16 protein-coding genes are annotated in these 22360 nt (G+C 67.4%); 9 read left to right on the top strand and 7 right to left on the bottom strand.

What is annotated here, in order from left to right; all coding sequences use genetic code 11:
* Positions 1-17 precede the first annotated feature (17 nt).
* From CLV77_RS09770 to uvrA, 7 genes are all read left to right on the top strand, one after another.
* The gene (locus CLV77_RS09770) at positions 18-3374 is read left to right on the top strand and encodes an AsmA-like C-terminal region-containing protein (RefSeq protein WP_076980720.1); all 3357 of its coding nucleotides are present in this window, start codon (positions 18-20) and stop codon (positions 3372-3374) included.
* Positions 3375-3387: 13 nt separating this feature from the next.
* On the top strand, positions 3388-4476 hold the full coding sequence (gene queA / locus CLV77_RS09765; protein ID WP_076980721.1) for a tRNA preQ1(34) S-adenosylmethionine ribosyltransferase-isomerase QueA: 1089 nt from the start codon (positions 3388-3390) through the stop codon (positions 4474-4476).
* 59 nt (positions 4477-4535) lie between these two features.
* The gene (locus tag CLV77_RS09760) at positions 4536-5885 is read left to right on the top strand and encodes an MFS transporter (RefSeq protein WP_076980722.1); all 1350 of its coding nucleotides are present in this window, start codon (positions 4536-4538) and stop codon (positions 5883-5885) included.
* Between the two features lie 319 nt (positions 5886-6204).
* The gene (locus CLV77_RS09755) at positions 6205-7230 is read left to right on the top strand and encodes a hypothetical protein (RefSeq protein ID WP_143815105.1); all 1026 of its coding nucleotides are present in this window, start codon (positions 6205-6207) and stop codon (positions 7228-7230) included.
* A gap of 302 nt (positions 7231-7532) precedes the next feature.
* Positions 7533-8138, top strand: a complete 606-nt coding sequence (locus CLV77_RS09750) for a DUF924 family protein (RefSeq protein ID WP_076980724.1) — start codon at positions 7533-7535, stop codon at positions 8136-8138.
* Between the two features lie 181 nt (positions 8139-8319).
* On the top strand, positions 8320-9717 hold the full coding sequence (gene lpdA / locus CLV77_RS09745) for a dihydrolipoyl dehydrogenase (protein WP_076980725.1): 1398 nt from the start codon (positions 8320-8322) through the stop codon (positions 9715-9717).
* A gap of 214 nt (positions 9718-9931) precedes the next feature.
* A complete protein-coding gene (gene uvrA / locus CLV77_RS09740) occupies positions 9932-12796 on the top strand; it encodes an excinuclease ABC subunit UvrA (RefSeq protein WP_076980726.1) in 2865 nt (954 codons plus the stop codon).
* Positions 12797-12878: 82 nt separating this feature from the next.
* Here uvrA and CLV77_RS09735 read toward each other — a convergent pair whose 3' ends face one another.
* The 7 genes from CLV77_RS09735 to CLV77_RS09700 all read right to left on the bottom strand — a co-directional run bounded on the left by CLV77_RS09735 (position 12879) and on the right by CLV77_RS09700 (position 20813).
* Positions 12879-13550, bottom strand: coding sequence for a hypothetical protein (locus CLV77_RS09735; RefSeq protein WP_076980727.1), 672 nt, complete (start codon positions 13548-13550; stop codon positions 12879-12881).
* A 179-nt stretch (positions 13551-13729) separates the two neighbouring features.
* Entirely contained in the window at positions 13730-14647 is a 918-nt protein-coding gene (locus tag CLV77_RS16360; protein ID WP_076980728.1) for a hypothetical protein, read from the bottom strand.
* Positions 14648-14757: 110 nt separating this feature from the next.
* The gene (mmsB, locus tag CLV77_RS09720) at positions 14758-15633 is read right to left on the bottom strand and encodes a 3-hydroxyisobutyrate dehydrogenase (protein ID WP_076980729.1); all 876 of its coding nucleotides are present in this window, start codon (positions 15631-15633) and stop codon (positions 14758-14760) included.
* On the bottom strand, positions 15630-16724 hold the full coding sequence (locus CLV77_RS09715; protein WP_076980730.1) for an enoyl-CoA hydratase/isomerase family protein: 1095 nt from the start codon (positions 16722-16724) through the stop codon (positions 15630-15632). The genes mmsB and CLV77_RS09715 overlap by 4 nt, the downstream gene beginning before the upstream one ends.
* Positions 16721-17869: an acyl-CoA dehydrogenase family protein gene (locus tag CLV77_RS09710; protein WP_076980731.1), complete on the bottom strand. Its 1149-nt coding sequence runs from the start codon at positions 17867-17869 to the stop codon at positions 16721-16723. The genes CLV77_RS09715 and CLV77_RS09710 overlap by 4 nt, the downstream gene beginning before the upstream one ends.
* Positions 17870-17989: 120 nt before the next feature.
* Positions 17990-19123, bottom strand: a complete 1134-nt coding sequence (locus CLV77_RS09705) for a carboxylate-amine ligase (protein ID WP_076980732.1) — start codon at positions 19121-19123, stop codon at positions 17990-17992.
* A gap of 190 nt (positions 19124-19313) precedes the next feature.
* The gene (locus CLV77_RS09700) at positions 19314-20813 is read right to left on the bottom strand and encodes a CoA-acylating methylmalonate-semialdehyde dehydrogenase (protein WP_076980733.1); all 1500 of its coding nucleotides are present in this window, start codon (positions 20811-20813) and stop codon (positions 19314-19316) included.
* A gap of 102 nt (positions 20814-20915) precedes the next feature.
* Here CLV77_RS09700 and CLV77_RS09695 point away from each other — a divergent pair, with 102 nt between their 5' ends.
* Positions 20916-21806, top strand: a complete 891-nt coding sequence (locus CLV77_RS09695) for a LysR family transcriptional regulator (protein ID WP_076980734.1) — start codon at positions 20916-20918, stop codon at positions 21804-21806.
* A 56-nt stretch (positions 21807-21862) separates the two neighbouring features.
* Positions 21863-22297, top strand: a complete 435-nt coding sequence (locus tag CLV77_RS09690) for a CBS domain-containing protein (RefSeq protein WP_076980735.1) — start codon at positions 21863-21865, stop codon at positions 22295-22297.
* The last annotated feature ends 63 nt before the right edge of the window (positions 22298-22360 follow it).

Raw genomic sequence — 22360 nt, 5'->3', positions numbered from 1 at the left:
GAACCGAGCCACCGCTGATGAGCCCTTCACCCAAGATCCAAGGCAGGCGCACCCGCGTCCGCAGCGCCCGCCGCCGCCACGATCCGCGCCCGCTGGGTCGGGCCGGGCGGCTGGTGCGCGCGGGGTGGCGCGGCCTGCTGGGGGTCGGCCACCTGGCCATGTGGTCGGTGGTGACCGGGCTGGTTCTGGCGGCCGCCGTCGGCATGTTGCTGTGGGGGATGCTGCGGTCCGAGGGGGTCAGCGCCCCGGCCTGGCTGATCGAGCGGCTGGAGGTGACGGCCGCCGCGGCCTCGGCCGGCGGGCGGATCGACATCGGCTCGGTGCGGGTGCAGATCGCCGACGGGCTGGTGCCGGTGGTGCGCCTGCGCGATGTGGTCGCCCTGAACGCCGACGGGCGTGAGCAGGCGGCACTTCCCGATGTGCGCCTGACCTTGCGGGGCGACGAGCTGTTGCGCGGGCGGGTTCAGCCCAGGCGGCTGCGGATCTCGGGGGCCAGTCTGACGGTCATCCGCGATGAGGACGGGGGCTTTGATCTGGACCTGACCGGCGGCGCGGGCAATGACGCGGCCATCGGCTCCATCGCAGATGTGCTCGACGCGATCGAGGGCGGCTTGCAGCGGCCCGCATTGCAACTGCTGGACCGGGTCGCGCTGGTCGACACCTCGGTCATCTATATCGATCGGCGCAATGGCCGGAACTGGACGCTGGAAAGCGGGCTGCTGGTGCTGGAGCAGTCGGGCGACAGCGTGCGGCTGCGGCTCAACGCGCCCGTGGCCTCGGACAGCGGCGGCACGGCGCAGCTGGAACTGACGCTGGAAACCGTCAAGACCACCGATGCGGCGCGACTTTCGGCGCGGTTCACCGGGGTGGACGCGCGCGACATCGCGGCCCAGTCCCCGGCGCTGGATTGGCTGGGCGTGCTGGATGCACCCATTTCGGGCGCGTTGCGGGTTGGACTGGACGCGGGCGGGCATTTCACGGATCTCAACGGCGCGCTCGAGATCGGGCGCGGTGCCTTCCGCCCCTCGGACGGGGTGTCGCCGGTCGCCTTCGACAGCGGCAAGGTCTACTTCGGCTATCGCCCGGCCCGGCAGCGGCTGGAATTCTCGGCCCTCTCCTTCGACTCGCCGATGCTGAAGATCGCCGGCACCGGGCATGCCTATGTCGACGGCCTGGACCAGGGCGGCACGCCGTCCTTTCTGGGCCAGCTTCGGCTGGACCAGCTTGTCCTCGACCCCGAGGGCCTGTTGCCGAAGCCGCTTGCCTTCACCACCGGGGCCGTCGATTTCCGCCTTATGGCCGAACCCTTCCGCTTCGACCTGGGACAGCTTGCCCTGGTCGGCGAGGGGATCGAGCTGCATGCCAACGGGCGCATGGCCGCCCACCCCGAGGGGTGGAGTGCCGCGCTGGACGCGCGCGCCGGCCGCCTTGATCTTGAACGGCTGCTGCAATCCTGGCCCCGTGCGCTTGCCCCCCGCAGCCGCAAGTGGGTCGAAGAGAACGTCGCCGCAGGGATCGTGCGCAACGCCGTCGCCTCCGTCCGGCAGGAGCCTGGGGCGCCGCCGCGCGCGGGCCTGAACTTCGACTTCGAGAATGCCGACGTGCGCTTCATGCGCAGCATGCCCCACGCCACCGGCGCCCGCGGCCACGCCAGCGTCGCCGACGGCGCCTTCGCGGTCTTCATCTCGGGGGGCGGGGTGGACAGCGGCGCGGGCGGTCTCGTCGACATCGCCGGCACCACCATGCAGATCCCCGAGATCAAGGCCAAGCCGGCCGAGGCGCGCATCCAGGTCCGCGCCCGCGCGCCCCTGTCGGCGGCGATGCACCTGCTGGACCGCCCCCCGTTTGAGATCTTCCGCAAGGCCGGGCGAGATCCCGACCTTGCCGAGGGACGGGCCGAGCTGGCGATCGACCTCAACTACGACATTGTGCCCAAGGTCGATCCGAAGGACGTGCGCTATCGGGCGACCGGCACCCTGCTGGCGGTGCGCTCGGACAAGTTGGTGCCCGATCGCAGCATGCGGGCCGTTTCCATGCGGGTCGAGGCCGACAACACCCGGGTGCGCATCGCCGGGGCGGGCACGCTGGACGGCGTGCCCTTCGATGCCGAGTGGGTCCAGCGCATGGGCCCCGAGCACCAGGGCCGCAGCCAGCTTGACGGCACGGTCGAGCTGTCGCCGCGCGCCGTGCGCGCCTTCCGCATCGGCCTGCCCGAGGGATCGGTCAGCGGCTCAGGGCGGGGGCGTTTCGCGATCGGGCTGCGCCGGGGCCAGGCGCCGACGCTGCGGCTTGAGTCCCGCCTGGAGGGGGTGGGGCTGTCCCTGCCGGCGCTGGGCTGGTCCAAACCCCGCGCCGCGCGCGCAGCCCTGCGGGTGGAGGGCGCGCTGGGCAAGCCCGCGCGGATCGACCGGCTGAGCCTTGATGCGCCGGGGCTGAAGGCCGCGGGCAAGGTCACGCTGAAGCCCGACGGCGGGCTTGCGGTGGCGCGGTTCACCCAGGTGCGGACCGGCCCGGGGCTGGACGTGGCGGTGGACCTGACCGGTCGCGGGCGCGGCGTGCCGCCGGCGGTCACCGTGCGCGGCGGGCGGCTGGACCTGCGTGCCCTGCCGCCCCGGGACCCCTCGGCGCCAAGGGGCGGGCCGCTGAAGATCGCGCTGGACCGGTTGACCATCAGCGACAGCATTGCGCTGACCTCCTTCGCGGGGGATTTCAGCAGCGGCGGCGGCGCCAGCGGCACCTTTACCAGCCAGCTCAACGGCGCCGCCCGGATCAAGGGCACCATGGTGCCCACCACCAACGGCCCGGCCTTCCGCATCCGGTCGGAGGATGCGGGCGCGGTGCTGGCGGCTTCGGGCACGTTCCGGACGGCGCGCGGCGGCAACATGGAACTGGTGCTGCAACCCACCGGCAAGAAGGGCACGTTCGACGGCACCCTCAAGGGCGGCGATATCCGCGTGGTGAACGCGCCGGCGCTGGCCTCGCTTCTGTCGGCGATCAGCGTCGTGGGTCTGCTGGAACAGCTTGGCGGCAACGGCATTCATTTCGGCGATGTCGAAGCCAGCTTCCGCCTCACGCCACGCTCGCTGGTGGTGAACCGGGGCAGCGCGGTCGGCGCCTCGATGGGGATCTCGCTGGAAGGGGTCTATGATCTGGCCAGCAAGCGCATGGACCTTGCGGGTGTCGTCTCGCCGGTCTATCTGCTCAACGGGCTGGGCCAGATCCTGACCCGCAACCGCGAGGGGCTGTTCGGATTCAACTATCGGCTGACCGGAACCGCCGCGGCGCCGGTCACCTCGGTCAATCCGCTGTCGATCCTGGCGCCCGGCTTCTTCCGCGATATCTTCCGGCGCAAACCGCCCCGCCCCGCAGAATGAGACCGCAGGCCCGATGAAACTATCCGATTTCGACTTCGACCTTCCCGAGACGCTGATCGCCACCCGGCCGGCCGTGCCGCGCACCGCCGCGCGCCTTCTGCTGGCCGAAGGGCCGGGGATCGAGGATCGGCAGGTTGCCGACCTGCCCGACATCCTGCGCCCGGGCGACGTGCTGGTGCTGAACGACACCAAGGTGATGCCGGTCCACCTGGACGGCGCGCGCCACCGCGACAGCGCCCAGGGCCCGGTCACCGCCCGCATCCGCGTCAACCTGCTGGAGCCGCTGCCCGACGGGCGGTGGACCGCGCTGCTCAAGCCCCTACGCAAGCTGCGCGAGGGTGAGGAGATTGTCTTCGCTCCGGGGTTTGCTGCCCGGTTCGAAGGGGTCGAGGGCGATCACGCGATCCTGCATTTCGACCTGGAGGGCGAGGATTTCGATACCGCTCTCGAGACTGCCGGCGCCATGCCGCTGCCCCCCTATATCGCGGCCCGGCGCGCGCCCGACGCCCAGGACATGACCGATTACCAGACCGTCTTCGCCCGCCAGCGCGGCGCGGTGGCAGCACCCACAGCCTCGCTGCATTTCGACCGCGCGCTGCTGGACCGGCTGGAAGCGGCTGGGGTCGAATTCGTGCACGTCACCCTGCATGTGGGGGCGGGCACCTTCCTGCCGGTGAAGGTCGACGACATCACCCAGCACCGGATGCATTCCGAGCGCGGCGAGATCACCGCCGAGGCGGCCGAGCGGCTGAACCGCGCCCGGGCCGAGGGGCGGCGGGTGATCCCCGTGGGCACCACGGCCCTGCGGCTGATCGAATCCGCCGCCAACGAGGACGGCACGCTGGCCGCCTGGCAGGGCAGCACCGACATCTTCATCACCCCCGGCTACCGCTTCCGCGTGACGGACGGGTTGATGACCAATTTCCACCTGCCCAAGTCGACGCTGATGATGCTGGTCTCGGCGCTGATGGGGGCGGACACGATCCGAAACATCTACCGCCACGCGATCGACACGGGCTATCGCTTCTTCTCCTACGGGGATTCGTCGCTTCTGCTGCCGGAAACGGGCGCGGGGGCGCGAAAGGTCGCCCAAAGGTCGTGACGGTGCTTTCGGGCGACGGCGGGGGCTGTTAAGCGAAGCCGATCACCAAGGAGATCACCATGCTTTCGGTCATTCGCAGTTCCTGGGCACTGCTACTCGGTCTGGGCCTGCTCATGGTCGGAAACGGCCTTCAGGGCACGCTTCTGGGCGTGCGCGGCAGCCTGGAAGGGTTTTCCACCTTCCAGATGTCGCTTGTCATGGCCGGCTATTTCCTTGGCTTCCTTGGTGGCTCGCAACTCACCCCCGAGCTGATCCGCCGGGTCGGGCACGTGCGGGTCTTCGCGGCCCTGGCCTCGTTCATTTCTGCCGTGCTGATCATGTATCCGCTGGTCGCAAACCCGATCGCCTGGACGCTGCTGCGCGTGCTGATCGGTTTCTGCTTCTCGGGGGTCTACGTGACCGCCGAAAGCTGGCTCAACAATGCCTCCACCAACGAGAACCGGGGCAAGGCGCTGTCGCTCTACATGGTGGTGCAGATGACCGGCATCGTGGCCGCGCAGGGCATCCTGACGCTGGGCGATCCGTCGGGCTTCGTGCTGTTCATCGTGCCTTCGGTGCTGGTGTCGGTGGCCTTCGCGCCCATTCTGCTGTCGGTCTCGCCGGTCCCGCCTTTCGAAACGGCCAAGCCCCTGAGCATCCGGCGCCTCTTCAACGTCTCGCCCCTTGGCTGCGTCGGCGTCTTCCTTCTGGGCGGTGTCTTCTCGGGGCTGTTCGGCATGTCCGCGGTCTATGGCTCGCAGGCGGGGATGACCGTGAACCAGATCTCGCTTTTCGTGGCGGCGATATACGTCGGCGGGCTGATGCTGCAATTTCCCATCGGCTGGCTGTCGGACCGGATGGACCGGCGGCGGCTGATCCTGGGCTCGGCGGCCCTGGCGGCGCTGACCTCGGTCGTGGCGGTGATGTTCGAAAGCTATTTCCCGGTGCTGCTGATCGTCAGTTTCGTGATCGGCGGCATGGCCAACCCACTCTATGCCCTGCTGATCGCCTACACTAACGACTACCTTGAATACGAAGAGATGGCGGCCGCCTCGGGCGGGCTGGTCTTCATCAACGGCATCGGGGCGATCACCGGCCCGCTGGCAACAGGCTGGATCATGTCGCTTTTCGGCCCATCGGGCTTTTTCGTCTTCCAGGGGGTGCTGATGGCGCTGCTGGCGGCCTATGCCCTCTACCGGATGACCCAGCGTCCCGCGCCCACGGTCGAGGATACGGGCGTCTATACCCCGATCCTGCCAACCGCGACGGCCGTCGCGGCCGAGGTGGCGCAGGAATACGCCATCGACACCGCGATCGAGGTGGCCGAGGCCGAAGCGGATGCCGAGGAACGCGCCGCCGCAAGCGACGAGGGGCTGTCCGCCACCCCCGCGCCCCAAAGCCCCGTGAGACCGGCGCCCCAAAACGACTGACCCGCCCCGGCTGCGCGGGCACTCCCCTCATTGTCGTGAAAATATCCCCGCCGGAGGCCATCCCGGCGCGCTCTCGCGCCGGGATCCCTAGCGGCAACCTGGCCCTGGCTTCCCCGATCAAGGGCCCACGCCTCACGCTCCCGTGTGATGCGGGGCAGGGGGCCGATCCCCGCCGACGAAACTCACCCGTTTCGGCAAGGCTTCGCGGAAACCCGCTCCCCCGACCGGGGCCGGGAACGCGACCGCTGGCGATCCGTTTCTTCCCCGAGCAGCACACATACGCCGCTTCGCAACATCCATAACTGGAGGAGAAACAACAATGCGTACCAGTGCAATGAAGATCGCAGCAGCCGCCCTTCTGGCCACCACGGCCACCACCGCCTATGCCGGTGACAGCGCTGCCGAATTTGACACATCGGGCCAGGCCCAGGCCGGGATGAGCGCCGGCACCGACGGCGCGTCCGCCGACGGCAAGCTGATGCTGAAGTCCAAGACCAAGATCAAGTCGGACCTTGAAAGCTACAAGGCCAAGCTGAAAGCCAAGTCCAGCGGCACCATCAACAACGCCGCCATGGAAGAGGCCGAGAAGGCCGCCGACCAGGATGCCAACGCCGAGGCCCAGCTGGCCGCGCGCGGTGACGCCGAGACTTCGGTCGACGTGGAAGGCCCCGACAGCGACACGCTGGCGGATGCGACCGACCGCGTGAACGATCTCGACGACGACACAGAACTGAGCGCCGAGGCCGAAATCGAGTCCGAAATCGAGACCGATGACGACACCCGGCTGAGCGCCACCTCCTCGGTCACGCCCGAGCCGGGCCTGTCGAACGTGAAGACCGACTTCGAGAGCGATGACGGCACCGTCTCTGCCGAGATGGAAACCGAGATCGAAGGCGAAGGCGATCTTTCCGCCACCTCGACCGTCGCCGATGGCGACACCGAGATCCTGAACCCCGAGGCCGAGGCGAACGACCTCGCCAGCGTCGAGGGAGAGATGGAAACCGAGATCGAGGTCAACGGCAAGAAGCTGAACTATGGCCAGGTGATCTCGAAGCTGCGGTCGAACTCCGAGGCCGAGCTTGACCTGTCCGCCATGGGCGAAGAGGTCGAGGTCGAAACCGTGACCCTGTCCGAGCTGCGCGGCAAGGCCGCCGGCAACGCCCAGGCGCTGGACAAGGCGCTGGAAGCCAATGCCGAGCTTGTCGCCTCGGTCCGCGCACAGCTTGAAGGCAACGCCGCCATCAAGAGCCAGCTGGACGCCGACGAGATCGAGATCGACAGCGTCGTCGCCGCCTTCGTGGAAGAAGAGGGCGAAGTGATGCTCGTGATTGACGACCGCAGCTGATCTGCGCCACCCCTCGCATCTCAGAGGGTCGTCAGTGCCCCCGCGCGGCCACCGCGCGGGGGCTTTTTTGTACCCGATTTCGTCCCCTCATCCACCCGCAGGACCGCCCTGGAACCGGGGGCGTGGTGACACATCCCGGCCGTGTCAACCGGGGCGCCACCGCGCGCGCAACCGGGCGTTGCGGCAACAGGCCGGCATCACCCCGCCGGAACACCTTAAAATGCCTTGCGCCGCAGGACTTGGCGTGAAAGGCTGAACCTGTCTGGGGACGGCACGACAGGCGTTCGTGAGAAGAGGAACCCATGCAGAGACCCGATCAGATTCTCTCGTTCTGGCTGGACGAGATTGCCCCGTCCGACTGGTATTCGTCCGACAGCGATCTTGATGCCCGGATCCGCGACCGGTTCCTTCGAACCTGGGAGGGGGCGATGGAAGGCTCCTGCGGGATGTGGCTGACCTATCCCAGCGGCGTTCTGGCCTATGTCATCCTGCTGGATCAATTCTCCCGCAACATGTTCCGCGGCGATGCCCGGGCCTTCAGTTCCGACCCGCTTGCGCTGGCTGCCGCGAAGGTCGCGATTCACAAGAACTGGGACCGCACCATCGACGAACCCGCGCGCCAGTTCTTCTACATGCCCTTGATGCACCGCGAGACGATCGACGACCAGGAACGCTGTGTCCGGCTGTTCTGCAGCCGCATGCCCGAGACCGGAGAGTCGAACCTGCTGCACGCGCGCGTGCACCGCGAGATCATCCGCCGCTTCGGCCGCTTCCCTGGTCGCAACGAGGCGCTGGGCCGCCGCTCCTCTTCCGAGGAAAAGCAGTTCCTGGACGATCACGGCTATGCCGAGCTGTTGCAGGAAATGCGCGAGCGTTCCGCCCCGCAGGGTGTCGCCGCCGCCGGCTGACCCGGGACGCCAACGCGCCCGATTTCACCTACTTTGCCCCGCTCTGACGCCTCTTCGCGCGGCCTGCGGTCCTGCGCGGGGCCTCTGGCTGACTGCAATCAGCTTCGGGGCGGCAAGCCAGATTGCGGCTTTCGCCCAGATAGTTTAATGGTGAACCATTGTATCAGCGGAGGGCATCAGCATGGCCGGAAAATCCTTTGACGTTGTCGTGGTCGGGGCGGGCCCCGGGGGTTACGTGGCCGCGATCCGCGCCGCACAGCTGGGTCTTTCCACCGCCATCGTCGAGCGCGAGCACATGGGCGGCATCTGCCTCAATTGGGGCTGCATCCCGACCAAGGCGCTCCTGCGCTCGTCCGAGGTGTTTCACCTGATGCAGCGCGCCAAGGAATTCGGCCTGGGCGCTGAGAAGGTCTCTTTCGACCTCGAGGCGGTGGTCGGACGGTCGCGCAAGGTCGCCAAGCAGCTCAACTCGGGCGTGGGCCACCTGATGAAGAAGAACAAGGTCACCGTGGTGATGGGCGACGCGAGCCTTGCCGGCAAGGGCCGGCTGAGCGTGCGCACCGATGCCGGCACCGAGGAGATTGCCGCCAAGAACATCATCCTGGCCACCGGTGCCCGGGCCCGCGAACTGCCGGGTCTCGAGGCCGACGGCGATCTGGTCTGGACCTACCGCCACGCCCTCCAGCCGCCGCGCATGCCCAAGAAGCTTCTGGTCATCGGATCGGGCGCCATCGGCATCGAATTCGCCAGCTTCTACAACACCCTGGGCGCCGAGACGACGGTGGTCGAGGTGATGGACCGGATCCTGCCCGTCGAGGACGCGGAGATCTCGGAGTTTGCCCGCAAGCAGTTCGTCAAGCAGGGCATGACCATCCTCGAGAAGACCACCGTCAAGAAGCTGGACCGCGCCAAGGGCAAGGTCACGGCCCATCTGGAAGCCGGCGGCAAGACCACGACGCAAGAATTCGACACTGTGATCTCGGCCGTGGGCATCGTCGGCAACACCGAGGGGCTGGGGCTGGAGAAGGCCGGCATCAAGGTCGAGCGCACCCATGTGGTGACCGATCCCTTCTGCCGCACCGGCGTCGACGGGGTCTATGCCATCGGCGATCTGGCCGGGGCACCGTGGCTCGCCCACAAGGCCAGCCACGAAGGCGTCATGGTGGCCGAGCTGATCGCAGGGCAGAAAGATGTCCACCCCGTCCGGCCCGAAAGCATCGCCGGCTGCACCTATTGCCAGCCGCAGATCGCCAGCGTCGGCCTGACCGAGGCCCGCGCCAAGGAGCAGGGCCGCGAGATCCGTGTCGGCCGCTTCCCGTTCATCGGCAACGGCAAGGCCATCGCCCTGGGCGAGGCCGAGGGTATGGTGAAGACCATCTTCGATGCCAAGACCGGCGAGCTTCTGGGCGCGCATATGGTCGGCGCCGAGGTGACCGAGCTGATCCAGGGCTACGTGGTGGGCCGGGAGCTGGAGACGACGGAGGCCGAGTTGATGCACACGGTCTTCCCCCATCCGACCCTTAGCGAGATGATGCACGAAAGCGTTCTGGCGGCCTACGGCCGTGCAATCCACATCTGAGGGCGCGCCCGCTGGCCGGCCGGGGCCTCCGGCGGGGATATTTGTCCGACAATGAGGGGGGCGGGGGCGTTCTGCCCCTGCCGTCGGCCGGTTTGGGGCCGCGCGCATGGGCGGGACGCCGCGGCCCGGGGCGTTGTTCACATTTTGTTCGCTTTTTTGATTTGGAGTCCGGCGGGTGATCCCCTATCTGTAAGGCAACGGGTACGAGGGCATCATGGCTGAGCAGAAGAAGATCGAGGTGCGCGGCGCGCGCGAGCACAACCTGAAGTCGATCGACGTGGACATTCCGCGCGACGAGCTGGTGGTGATCACCGGGCTTTCAGGCTCGGGCAAATCCAGCCTGGCCTTCGACACGATCTACGCCGAGGGGCAGCGCCGCTATGTCGAGTCGCTGTCGGCCTATGCGCGCCAGTTCCTCGACATGATGGAAAAGCCCGATGTGGATCACATCAGCGGGCTGAGCCCGGCAATCTCGATCGAACAGAAGACCACCTCGAAGAACCCGCGTTCGACCGTGGGGACGGTGACCGAGATCTACGACTACATGCGGCTTCTGTTCGCCCGCGCCGGCACCCCCTACAGCCCCGCCACCGGCCAGCCGATCGAGGCCCAGCAGGTGCAAGACATGGTCGACCGGGTGATGGCCATGGAGGAAGGGTCGCGGGCCTACCTGCTGGCGCCCATCGTGCGCGACCGCAAGGGCGAGTATCGCAAGGAGCTGCTGGAGCTGCGCAAGCAGGGCTTCCAGCGGGTCAAGATCGACGGCGCCTTCCACGAGCTGGACGAGGCGCCCAAGCTCGACAAGAAGTTCCGCCATGACATCGACGTGGTGGTCGACCGCATCGTGGTGCGCAAGGGGCTGGAGACGCGACTGGCCGACAGTCTGCGCACGGCGCTGGACCTGGCCGACGGCATCGCCATCCTCGAGACCGCCCCGCGCGAGGAGGGGGCCGAGCCCGAGCGGATCACCTTCTCGGAGAAATTCGCCTGTCCGGTAAGCGGCTTCACCATTCCCGAGATCGAGCCGCGCCTCTTTTCGTTCAACGCGCCCTTCGGTGCCTGTCCCGAATGCGACGGGCTGGGGGTGGAGTTGTTTTTCGACGAGCGGCTGGTGGTGCCCGACGCGGCGCTGCAGATCGGCGACGGGGCGCTGGCGCCCTGGCGCAAGGGCAAGTCGCCCTATTTTACCCAGACCATCGAAGCCATCGCGCGCCATTACGAGTTTGATCGCGCCACCCCGTGGAAGGACCTGCCGGCCCATGTGCAGCAGGTGTTCCTGCATGGCTCGGGCGAGGAGGAGATCCGGTTTCGATATGACGAGGGCGGCCGCGTCTACGAGGTCTCGCGCCCCTTCGAGGGGGTGATCCCCAACATGGAGCGCCGCTACCGCGAGACTGACAGCGCCTGGGTCCGGGAGGAGTTCGAGCGTTATCAGAACAACCGTCCATGCCATGTCTGCGAGGGCTATCGCCTGCGCCCCGAGGCGCTGGCCGTGCGAATTGCGGGCTGTCACATCGGCCAGGTGGTCGAGATGTCCATCCGCGAGGCCCACGCCTGGTGCGAGGACGTGCCGGCCCATCTCAGCAAGCAGAAGAACGAGATCGCGCGCGCCATCCTCAAGGAGATCCGCGAGCGGTTGGGTTTTTTGAACAACGTCGGGCTGGAATACCTGACCCTGAGCCGGGCGGCGGGCACGCTGTCGGGCGGCGAGAGCCAGCGGATCAGGCTTGCCAGCCAGATCGGCTCGGGTCTCACGGGGGTTCTTTACGTTCTGGACGAGCCGTCGATCGGTCTGCACCAGCGCGACAACGACCGTCTTCTGCTGACCCTCAAGAACCTGCGCGACCAGGGCAACACGGTGATCGTGGTCGAGCATGACGAGGAGGCGATCCGCGAGGCCGATTACGTCTTCGATATCGGTCCGGGCGCCGGCGTGCACGGCGGCCAGGTGGTGGCCCATGGCACCCCGGCCGAGATCATCGCCAACCCCGACTCGGTCACCGGCGACTACCTGGCCGGGCGGCGCGCGATCGAAGTGCCGGGCAGCCGGCGCAAGGGCAACGGCAAGAAGGTGACGGTGGTCAAGGCCAGCGGCAACAACCTGCGCGATGTCACGGTGGATTTCCCGCTGGGCCGCTTCGTCTGTGTGACGGGCGTGTCGGGCGGGGGCAAGTCGACCCTGACCATCGAGACGCTGTTCAAGACGGCCTCTATGCGGCTCAACGGCGCCCGCCAGACCCCGGCCCCCTGCGAGACGATCAAGGGGCTCGAGCATCTGGACAAGGTGATCGACATCGACCAGCGCCCCATCGGGCGCACGCCCCGGTCGAACCCGGCCACCTATACCGGTGCCTTCACCCCGATCCGCGACTGGTTCGCCGGGCTGCCCGAGGCCAAGGCCCGCGGCTACAAGCCCGGACGCTTTTCCTTCAACGTCAAAGGCGGCCGTTGCGAGGCCTGTCAGGGCGACGGCGTCATCAAGATCGAGATGCATTTCCTGCCCGACGTCTATGTCACTTGCGAGACGTGCAACGGCGCACGCTACAACCGCGAGACGCTGGAAATCCGCTTCAAGGGCAAGAGCATCGCCGATGTCCTCGACATGACGGTCGAGGACGCGCAGGAGTTCTTCAAGGCCGTCCCGTCGATCCGCGAGAAGATGGATGCGCTTTGCCGGGTCGGGCTGGGCTACATCAAGGTGGGCCAGCAGGCGACCACCCTTTCGGGCGGTGAGGCGCAGCGGGTGAAGCTGTCGAAAGAGCTTGCGCGGCGGTCCACGGGCCGCACGCTTTACATCCTGGACGAGCCGACGACGGGTCTGCATTTCGAGGATGTGCGCAAGCTGCTCGAGGTGCTGCACGAGCTGGTCGAGCAGGGAAATACGGTGGTTGTGATCGAACATAACCTCGACGTGGTGAAGACTGCCGACTGGGTGGTCGACATCGGCCCCGAGGGGGGCGACGGCGGCGGCCAGGTTGTGGCCACCGGCACACCCGAGAAGATCGCGGGCGTCGAGGGATCGCATACGGGCCAGTACCTGGCGCCAATGCTGAAACCCCGCAAGATGGCCGCGGAATAGGGCCACCCGACAGGGTCAGGTTCAAAGGGGCTTACCCGCCTTGCACCCGGCACCCGGCCGGGCACAAGGCGGGTGCCGCGCCTTAGCGTTCGGGTTCTGCCGCGATAATCTGGAGGACCTTCAGGTCGACCGGCTCGGCGCGGACGATGACATTATCGACATGGTAATAGCGCCAGCTGGCGGTGCCCGGCGGGATCAGGCCTAGCGACAGCGGATCCTCGACCAGCCGCGCGGCTGCGGGGTCGATCGGGTCGCCGGGGGCGATGCGGGCGAGGGCCATGGCCTCGGCGGGGCCGCGCAGGGGCATGGGCCCCATCGGCCGTCCGTCGGGCATGCGGATGCGCAGATCTTCCAGATCGGAGGCCGGGCGGCCGCCAAGCTGGGCGCGGGCGCGCGCCAGCAGGCGGGCACGTTCGGCTTCGGAGGGCAGGGGGCGGGCTAGACGCGCGGGCGGAGGCGGCATGGCGCCGGCGGGTCGCGCGGTCGGCGCGGCCTTGGTGCGGGCCTGGGCGTCAGGGCCGCTGAGGGGCGGCGGAGGGGGTATTCTTGCAGCACCCGGCGGCGGCATCTTGGCGCCGGGGGGCAGCGGCGCCGTGGCGCCCGGCATCGGCATTTTCTTGGCCTGACCGGGGGGCACGCAGGGCGGGGATTTCTTGGCCAGTCCGGGGGGGCAGTCGGGGGCGGCGAAGGCGGCGGGTGGCACGCTTGAAAGCATCGCGGCCGAGACGCCAAGGATCAAATATCGGCGGATCATCGTGAAAAGGTCCTTTCTGATAAAGCAATCAATACGGCCTAACACAGGCTGGGCCGCTGCTGTTCCGGAAAGGGCGGCGCCCCTAGCCCGATCATCGGGTAAGGGGGCGTGGTCAAAGAAAAGAAAATTTCGCGTTTGCCCGGGCGGCGCCGCAGATCGGCGCCGCCCGGAGGGTTTCGTCAGAGCACCGCCGAGGTCAGGCGGATCAACTGAAGCAGGTCATAGGCCTCGGTGCCCAGGGTGACGACCGTGCCGTCGACAACCGCGTAATGGGTGTCGGCGGGCGGCTCGGGCAGCTTGTAGATCGAGATCAGCTCTTCCTGCGAAAGCGAGACCGTCGGTTCGACCACCAGGTCGGCATCGACGCCGGGAAGCTGGGCGATGGTGCGCAGCTGTTGCAGAAGCAGGTAATCCTCCTCGTCCATGCGCACGATCTGTCCGTCGATCACGGCGTAGTGGTAGCCATCCTGAAGCGGCTCCAGCTCGAAGATGTCGATGATCTCGGCCTCGGTCAGATAGCGGTCTTCCTCGACCTCAACCTCGACCTCGGCGACCACGTCGTCATTCTCGCGCAGGATACGGCGTAGCTCGTCGCGGTCATAGCCGGTCCATTCCTCGGTGGTGACACCCTTCTTGGCCTGCCCGGGGGGCACGCAGGGCGGGTTGCGCTTGGCCAGGCCCGGCGGGCAATTGAGGCGGGCGGCGACATCGGCCGGCAGCGCGTCGGCACCGGTGGCCAGGCTCGCACCCAGGGCGGCAGCCCCGGCGGCAACCCCGGCACCGGCCCCTATCGCCGCGCCTGCGTCCTTGATCTTGATCTTTTCCTCGTACTTGACGTCATCGCCCTTGGTCTCGACCTTGACCTTGCGCTCGATGCCGTCGGACTTGGACTCCAGCTTGTACTTCGCCTTGTCCTTACCCTTGTCCTTGTCTTTTCCCTTCGCCTTGGCGTGGGCCTTGCTCTTGGACTTGATCTTGATCTTGCCCTTGCCCTGTTCCTTGGCCTTGTCGGACTTGGCCTCGACCATGGTGGCGACACCGGCCATGGGCATGGCGGCGATCGCGGCAATGGCGGCGGACATCAACAGACGTTTCATTTTGGCTTCTCCTGATAGGATCTGCCCGTCAACGCGCCGGGGCGATTGCCGTTCCCGTCAATCGCCCCGCCTGCCGTTCACCTGATGGTGCTGTTCGTGGGCCCCCGGGCCTAGCTGTCGCGGCCCCGCTCTTCAAACCGGGGCAGCATGGCCGAGAAATCGCGCCCGCGGCCGTCCTCATCCTCGACAAAACGCTGATAGAGGGCGGTCGCCGCCTGGCCCAGGGGGGTGTCGGCATCGGCCAGTTCGGCGGCCTGCTGCGAGAGGCGCAGGTCCTTGAGCATCAGCTCGGCCGCGAAGCCGGGCTGGTAGTCGTTGTCGGCCGGCGAGACGGGGCCGACGCCGGGGGCGGGACAATAGGTGTTCATCGACCAGCTCGACCCCGAAGAGGTCGAGACCACGTCGAACATCTTCTGCCGGTCCAGCCCCAGCTTGTCGGCCAGCGCGAAGGCCTCGCAGGTGCCGATCATGGTGATGCCCAGGATCATGTTGTTGCAGATCTTGGCGGCCTGTCCGGCGCCCGACTCGCCGCAATGGACGGCCTTCTGGCCCATGATGTCGAACAGGGGCCTGGCGATGGCGAACCCCTCGTCGCTGCCGCCCGCCATGAAGGTCAGCGTGCCCGCGTCGGCGCCACCCGTCCCGCCCGAGACCGGGGCATCCACCGCCAGCAGCCCGGCGGCGCGCGCCTTCTCGGCCACCGCGCGGGCCGAGGCGACATCGACCGTCGAACAGTCGAGCAGAAGCGCGCCCTTCTCCATCGCCGGGATCACCTCTTCGGCGACGCGGGACAGGATCGCGCCGTCGGGAAGCATGGTAATCACCACCTCGGCGCTCTGCGCGGCGGCAGGGGCGTCGGGGGCCGTGGCCACGCCCTCGGGGCAGGGGGCCACCGGGTCGAAACCCGTGACCTCGTGGCCGGCGGCGGCCAGGTTGCGGGCCATGTGCCCGCCCATGTTTCCCAGTCCGATGAACCCGATCTTCATGTTGCTTCCCTTTCGAAACTCAATTTCTCCGCCCCGAGGGGCATCAGCATGCGGCTGACATCGACCGTCGGCACCTTGTCGGGGCCGGGATGGCGCCACTGCGGGTTACGGTCCTTCTCGATGATCGCGGCGCGGATCCCTTCCAGGAAATCGCCCTGCTCCATCGAGCGCCAGGTGAAGCGGTACTCAAGCTCCAGCGCGCGGGCGATATCCTCGACCCCGGCGAGGCGATGAATGATCTCGACCGTCGATGCGGCGGCCAGGGGCGAGGCGCGCGACAGCGCCTTGCGGGTCTCGGCGCGAAACTCCTCGTCGCGCGGATCGCCCGCCGCCACGGTGCGCGCCGGCGCCGAGAGAGAGCGCCAGATATCCCCCAGACCGAAGCCATCGAAATGGGCGTCGATCAGGGTTTGCCGGACCTCGAGCGTGCCGGCCTCCTCGCCCTCGGGGACGGGCTGGGCGGCGCGGTCGACGCATTCGGGATCGCCCGTCGCGGCCAGCTCCTCGATCAGGGCGGGCCAGGCCTCGCGCGGGACGAAATAATCCGCAAAGCCCGCGTAGATCGCGTCGCCCGGCGTCATCCGCGTGCCCGTGGTGCCGAGGTAGATACCAGCGTGCCCCGGCGCCTGCGCCAGCAGCAGAGAGCCGCCCACATCCGGCACCAGCCCAATGGTGCATTCGGGCATGGCGATGCGGCTGCCTGTGCACACGACCCGGTGCGAGCCGTGGCAGGACACGCCGACACCGCCGCCCATGGTGAACCCCTGCATCAGCGCGACATAGGGCTTGGGGTAGTGGTGGATGAGCGCGTTAAGGCGGTATTCGTCGCGCCAGAAGCGGCGGCCGTATTCGTAATCCCCGGCGCGGCCGGTCTCGTACATCTGCTGGATGTCGCCCCCGGCGCAGAAGGCGCGATCCCCCTCGGCGTCGATCACCACCAGGGCAACCTCCGGGTCGTCGCGCCAGGCCAGCAACGCCTCCTCGATGGCCAGGCACATGGCATAGCTCAGCGCGTTCAGCGCCTTCGGACGGTTCAGGGTAATCCGCCCGATGCGGCCCTGGCGGCGGATGTGGATATCGTCGTCGCTCATGCGGCATCCTCGGCCAGCAGACCACGGGCGATGATCAGTCGCATGATCTCGTTCGTGCCCTCGAGGATCTGATGCACGCGCAGGTCGCGGACGATCTTCTCGATCCCGTAATCGGCCAGGTAGCCATAGCCGCCGTGAAGCTGAAGGCAGTCATTGGCGACCTGCCAGCCGATGTCGGTGACATAGCGCTTTGCCATGGCGCAATGGCGCGTGGCATCGGGCGCGCCGCTGTCCAGTTTCCATGCGGCCTGGCGCAGGAACACGCGGGCGGCCTGAAGCTCGGTCTCCATGTCGGCCAGGCGGAATTGCAGGGCCTGGAACTGGTCGATGGGTTTGCCGAAGGCGCGGCGCTCGGCCATGTAGGCGCGGGTGGCGTCAAAGGCGGCCTGGGCCGCCCCCAGCGAGCAGGAGGCAATGTTGAGGCGGCCACCGTCCAGGCCCATCATGGCATAGCGGAAGCCCGCTCCTTCCTCGCCCAGCAGGTTGGCCGCGGGGACCGGACAGGCGTCCATCTGGACCTGGCGGGTGGGCTGGCTGCGCCATCCCATCTTGTCCTCAAGCCCGCCGAAGCTGAGGCCGGCGCTGCCCTCCTCGACGATCAGGGCCGAGACGCCGGCAGGCGTGTCGTCGCCGGTGCGGGCCATGACGATATAGGCGTCCGAGTAGCCGCCGCCCGAGATGAAGGCCTTGGTGCCGGTCAGGGCATAGCCCTCGTTCGTGCGCTCGGCCCGGCTGCGCAGGGCCGCCGCGTCCGAGCCCGAGCCGGGTTCGGTCAGACAGTAGCTGTAGATCGTGCTCATGTCGGCGGCGCCGGGCAGCAGCCGCCCGCGCATCTCGTCACTGCCGAAACGGTCGATCATCCAGGCGCACATGTTGTGGATCGACAGGAAGGCCGCGACCGAGGGGCAGGCGGCCGACAGGGCCTCGAACACCAGGGTGGCGTCGGTACGGCTGAGCCCCGAGCCGCCGGCCTCCTCGCGCACATAAAGGGCACCGAACCCCAGCTCGGCCAGCTTCGGCCAAAGATCCTTCGGGATCTCGCCCGCGCGCTCCCACTCCCGGGCATGCGGGGCGATATGTTCCTGCCCGAAGGCGTGGGCCATGTCGAAAATGGCCGTCTGTTCCTCGCTGAGTGCGAAATCCATCCTGTCCCTCTTTCTGTCGCGTTACCCGGGTGCGGACCTCTTCCGTCCGCGGGGCCCGGGCATGCTTGCCCGCAAAATATTGCAGCATTTTTGCAGTCTCCGCGAGGGGCGGGCGGCGCCTCACAGGTCCTGGGAAAACTCCTCCATCAGGTGCCGGACAACGGCGTCCATCGCGCCCTTCTCGTCGGCGCCGCCGTCGCGGGCCTTCTGGGCCACGGCGCGCTGGCGGTCGGCGCTGGTGCCATGCTCCACGATCTCGCGCAGGGTCTCCAGCTCGGGGCCCGATTGCAGAACGCCGGCGTCCTGTTCCAACAGCTCCAGCAGGTTCTCGACCATCTCGGCGGGGGGCACGATCTCGCCCCGGCCGAAATCGATCAGCCCCTCGTTGACGCCGTAACGCTGGGCGCGCCAACGGTTTTCGTTGACCAGAAAGCGGTCATGCTCGCGCCATTTGAGGTTGCGCGCCCGCAGGCGCCAGAGCATCCGCATCAGCGCCTGGTTGGCCGCCGCCAGCGAAAGCGCATGCTCGACCCTGGGGTTCACGTCGAAGATCCGCGTCTCCAGCGTTGGATACTTGTCCGAGGGGCGCAGGTCCCACCAGATCTTGGTCGTGTCCTCAAGGATGCCCACATCGACCAGCACCCCGGTGGTGCGGCAATACTGATCCCAGGAATGGAATTTCGGCGGCAGGCCGGTGCGGGGCATGTTGTCGAAGACGCTCAGCCGGTAGCAGCACAGCCCGGTGTCGTCCCCCTGCCAGTAGGGTGACGAGGTCGACAGCGCCAGAAGTTGTGGCAGGAACTGGGTCATCGGCTCCATCAGGGCGATCCGGGTCTCGTCGTCGTTCAGCCCCACGTGCACATGCATCCCGCAGATCAGCATACGCCGCGCCACAGCCGCCAGGTCCTTTTCGGTCTGGTCATAGCGTTCCTTGGGGGTGTGGTGCTGGTCCTTCCAGTCGGCCGAGGGGTGGCAGGAAGCGGCAATCGGCGCCAGGTTGAAGCGCTTGGCGTTGCGCGCCACGCAGGACCGCAGGTGGCGCAGCTCCTCGCGGGCCTCGGCGATGGTCTGGCAGACGCCTGTGCCGATCTCGATCTGGCATTGCATGAACTCGGGCGAGACCTTGTCCTGCAACTCCTCGCGGCAGGCCTCCATCAAGGCATCGGGGGCCTCGGCCAGGGCCAGGCTGTCGCGGTCGACAAGAAGATATTCCTCTTCGATGCCGATGGAAAATTCGGGTTCGCTGGATGCCATTCTCTATGCCCTCACATGCTGTTCCTGGCGGGCGCAGGCAAAGGTCGTGGTGCCGCACCCGGGTTGTTGCACAAGTTGGAGCAGCGCCGATGGGGGTCAAGCGACCCGGCAAGTCACGGGGCAGGGTCGCGGGCCGTACTCACGAAAGCTGGGGCCGGGCAGGGGTCGATACCCCGCCCGGCCCGGGCCGTCATTCCATGACGGGGATCGAGAACTCGCCACCCTGACGGATGCCCGAGGGCCAGCGGGCCGTAACGGTCTTGGTCCGGGTGTAGAACTTGAAGGCGTCGGGACCGTGCTGGTTCAGGTCACCAAAAGCCGATTTCTTCCAGCCGCCGAAGGTGTGATAGGCCAGCGGCACGGGGATCGGCACGTTGATGCCAACCATGCCGATATTGATCCGGTTGGCGAAGTCACGCGCCGTATCGCCGTCGCGGGTGTAGATCGCGGTGCCGTTGCCGTATTCGTGGTCCATCGCCAGCGACAGCGCCTCTTCGTAGTCCTTCGCCCGAACGGTCGACAGGACCGGGCCAAAGATTTCCTGGGTGTAGATGTCCATGTCCTTGGTCACCCGGTCGAAGAGGTGGGGACCGACGAAGAAGCCATCTTCATAGCCCTGAAGGTTGAAGTCGCGCCCATCGACCACCAGCTCCGCGCCCTGATCGATGCCGGTCTGCACCAGACGGGCGATGTTCTGCTTGGCGGCGGCGGTGACGACGGGGCCGTAATCCACGTCCTTGCCGGCCGTGTAGGGGCCGACCTTCAGCGCCTCGATTCGGGGGACCAGCTTTTCGATCAGGCGGTCGGCGGTCTCGTCGCCCACCGGCACCGCGACCGAGATCGCCATGCAGCGTTCGCCCGCCGCGCCATAGCCCGCACCGACCAGCGCGTCGGCGGCCTGTTCCAGATCCGCGTCGGGCATGATGATCATGTGGTTCTTGGCGCCGCCAAAGCACTGCACCCGCTTGCCGTTCGCCGTGCCGCGCGAATAGATGTATTGCGCGATCGGGGTCGAGCCGACGAAGCCCACCGCCTGCACCGTCTCGTTGTCGAGGATGGCGTCGACCGACTCCTTGTCGCCGTTGATGACCTGCAGCACGCCGTCGGGCAGACCGGCCTCCTGCATCAGCTCTGCCAGCATCAGCGGAACCGAGGGGTCACGTTCGGACGGCTTGAGGATGAAGGCGTTGCCGCAGGCAAGGGCAGGGGCCATCTTCCACAGCGGGATCATGGCCGGGAAGTTGAACGGCGTGATGCCGGCCACCACGCCCAAAGCCTGACGCATGGAATACATGTCGATGCCGGGGCCGGCGCTGTCAGTATATTCGCCCTTCAGCAGGTGGGGTGCGCCGATGCAGAACTCGACCACTTCCAGACCGCGCTGCACGTCGCCGGCGGCGTCGGGCAGGGTCTTGCCGTGCTCACGGCTCAGGGCCTCGGCCAGCTTGTCCATGTCGCGGTTCAGCAGATCCACGAATTTCATCAGCACCCGCGCGCGGCGCTGGGGGTTGGTGGCGGCCCATGCGGGCTGGGCGCGGGCGGCGCTTTCGACGGCGGCGTCCAGCTCGGCCTTGCTGGCCAGCGGCACCTTGGCCTGCACTTCGCCGGTCGCGGGGTTGAAGACATCCGCGAAGCGGCCCGACGTTCCCTTGACGTGCTTGCCGTCAATCCAATGTGTCAATTCTGTCATGGCACCCTCCACAATCCTTGGTTGAGTGACAGTCTAGTATTGCATAAACGCTGGCAACAGACGCATTTTCCCAAAAGGGCTTTGCGTAAATGGGGGTGTGGGATGCTGAACTGGGATGACATGCGGGTGTTCTTGGCCGTCGCACGGGCCGAAAGCCTGTCGGGCGCCGGCAAGCAGCTGACAATGGATCCGGCCACCGTCGGCCGTCGCATCGCGCGGCTGGAGGAAGGCATGGCGGCCACGCTGTTCGTCAAGTCGCCCCAGGGCTATGCCCTGACCGAGACGGGGCAGCGCATACTGGAACATGCAAACCGGGCCGAGCAGGCGCTGATCGGGGCCGATGACGCCGTGCGCGGGCCGGGGGACGCCCTCAGCGGCACGATCCGGCTGGGCGCGCCGGACGGGTGCGCCAATTTCCTGCTGCCCCAGGTCTGTGCCCGCATCGGCGAGGCCCACCCCGAGCTGGATATCCAGATCGTTGCCCTGCCGCGGGTCGTGAACCTGTCCAAGCGCGAGGTCGACATGGCCATCGCCGTCAGCCCGCCGGCCAGCGGCCGCCTGACCGTTCAGAAGATCTGCGATTATCACCTCTACCTCGCGGCGATGCCCTTCTACCTCAAGAACAGCCCGCCCGTGGAAACGATCGAGGATCTGAAGGACCACCGGATCATCGGCTACATCCCCGACATGATCTTCGACCGCGAGCTCGACTATCTGTCCGGGCTGGGCATCAGCCAGCCCGACCTCGCCTCGAATTCGGTCGCGGTGCAGTTCCAGTGGGTGCGCATGGGATCGGGCATCGGCATCGTGCACGGCTTTGCCCTGCGCCACGCGCCCCGCATGCGCCTTTTGCTGGAAGACCAGTTCAGCCTGACCCGCAGTTTCTACCTTGTCCGGCACGAGGATGATCGCAAGGTGAACCGCCTCAACCGACTGGCCGAGCTGTTGGTCGAGGAGGTGCGCCGCGAGATGCTTGAGCTTGAACCTGCTTGACAAATTGTCGCACCTGCGGCGACGCTGGGCACAACAAACCCGGAAGGAGACCCGCCATGCTGGTCAAGCAGATCCTGTCGTCCAAATCCGACAACACCGTGATCACGATCGCGCCCTCGGCCACAATCAGCGAGGCCGCCGCCCTGCTGGCGGCGCGGCGCATCGGGTCGGTGGTGGTGTCCGAGGATGGCGAGACGGCGCTGGGCATGCTGTCCGAACGTGACATCGTGCGCGAACTGGGCAACCGCGGCCCGGCGTGCATGTCCGACAGCGTGTCCCAGATGATGACCGCCGACCCGGTCACCTGTCAGATCAACGACAGCGTCGAGAAGATCATGCAGACCATGACCGACAGGCGCTTCCGCCACCTGCCGGTGGTGCAGGACGGGCGGATGGTCGGCATCGTCACCATCGGTGACGCGGTCAAGGCCCGCCTGTCCGAGCTTTCCATGGAGAAGTCGGCACTGGAAGGCATGATAATGGGTCATTAGACCCGGCCACCCTTGCATTTGGCCGCGCAATAAGGTTGCGTGCGCCGCAACCAAGGGAGGCTC

Source organism: Brevirhabdus pacifica, assembly GCF_002797755.1.
Classification (GTDB): domain Bacteria; phylum Pseudomonadota; class Alphaproteobacteria; order Rhodobacterales; family Rhodobacteraceae; genus Brevirhabdus; species Brevirhabdus pacifica.
Note: the sequence above shows the minus strand (reverse complement) of the source record. Positions and strands in the feature narration are given on the sequence as shown.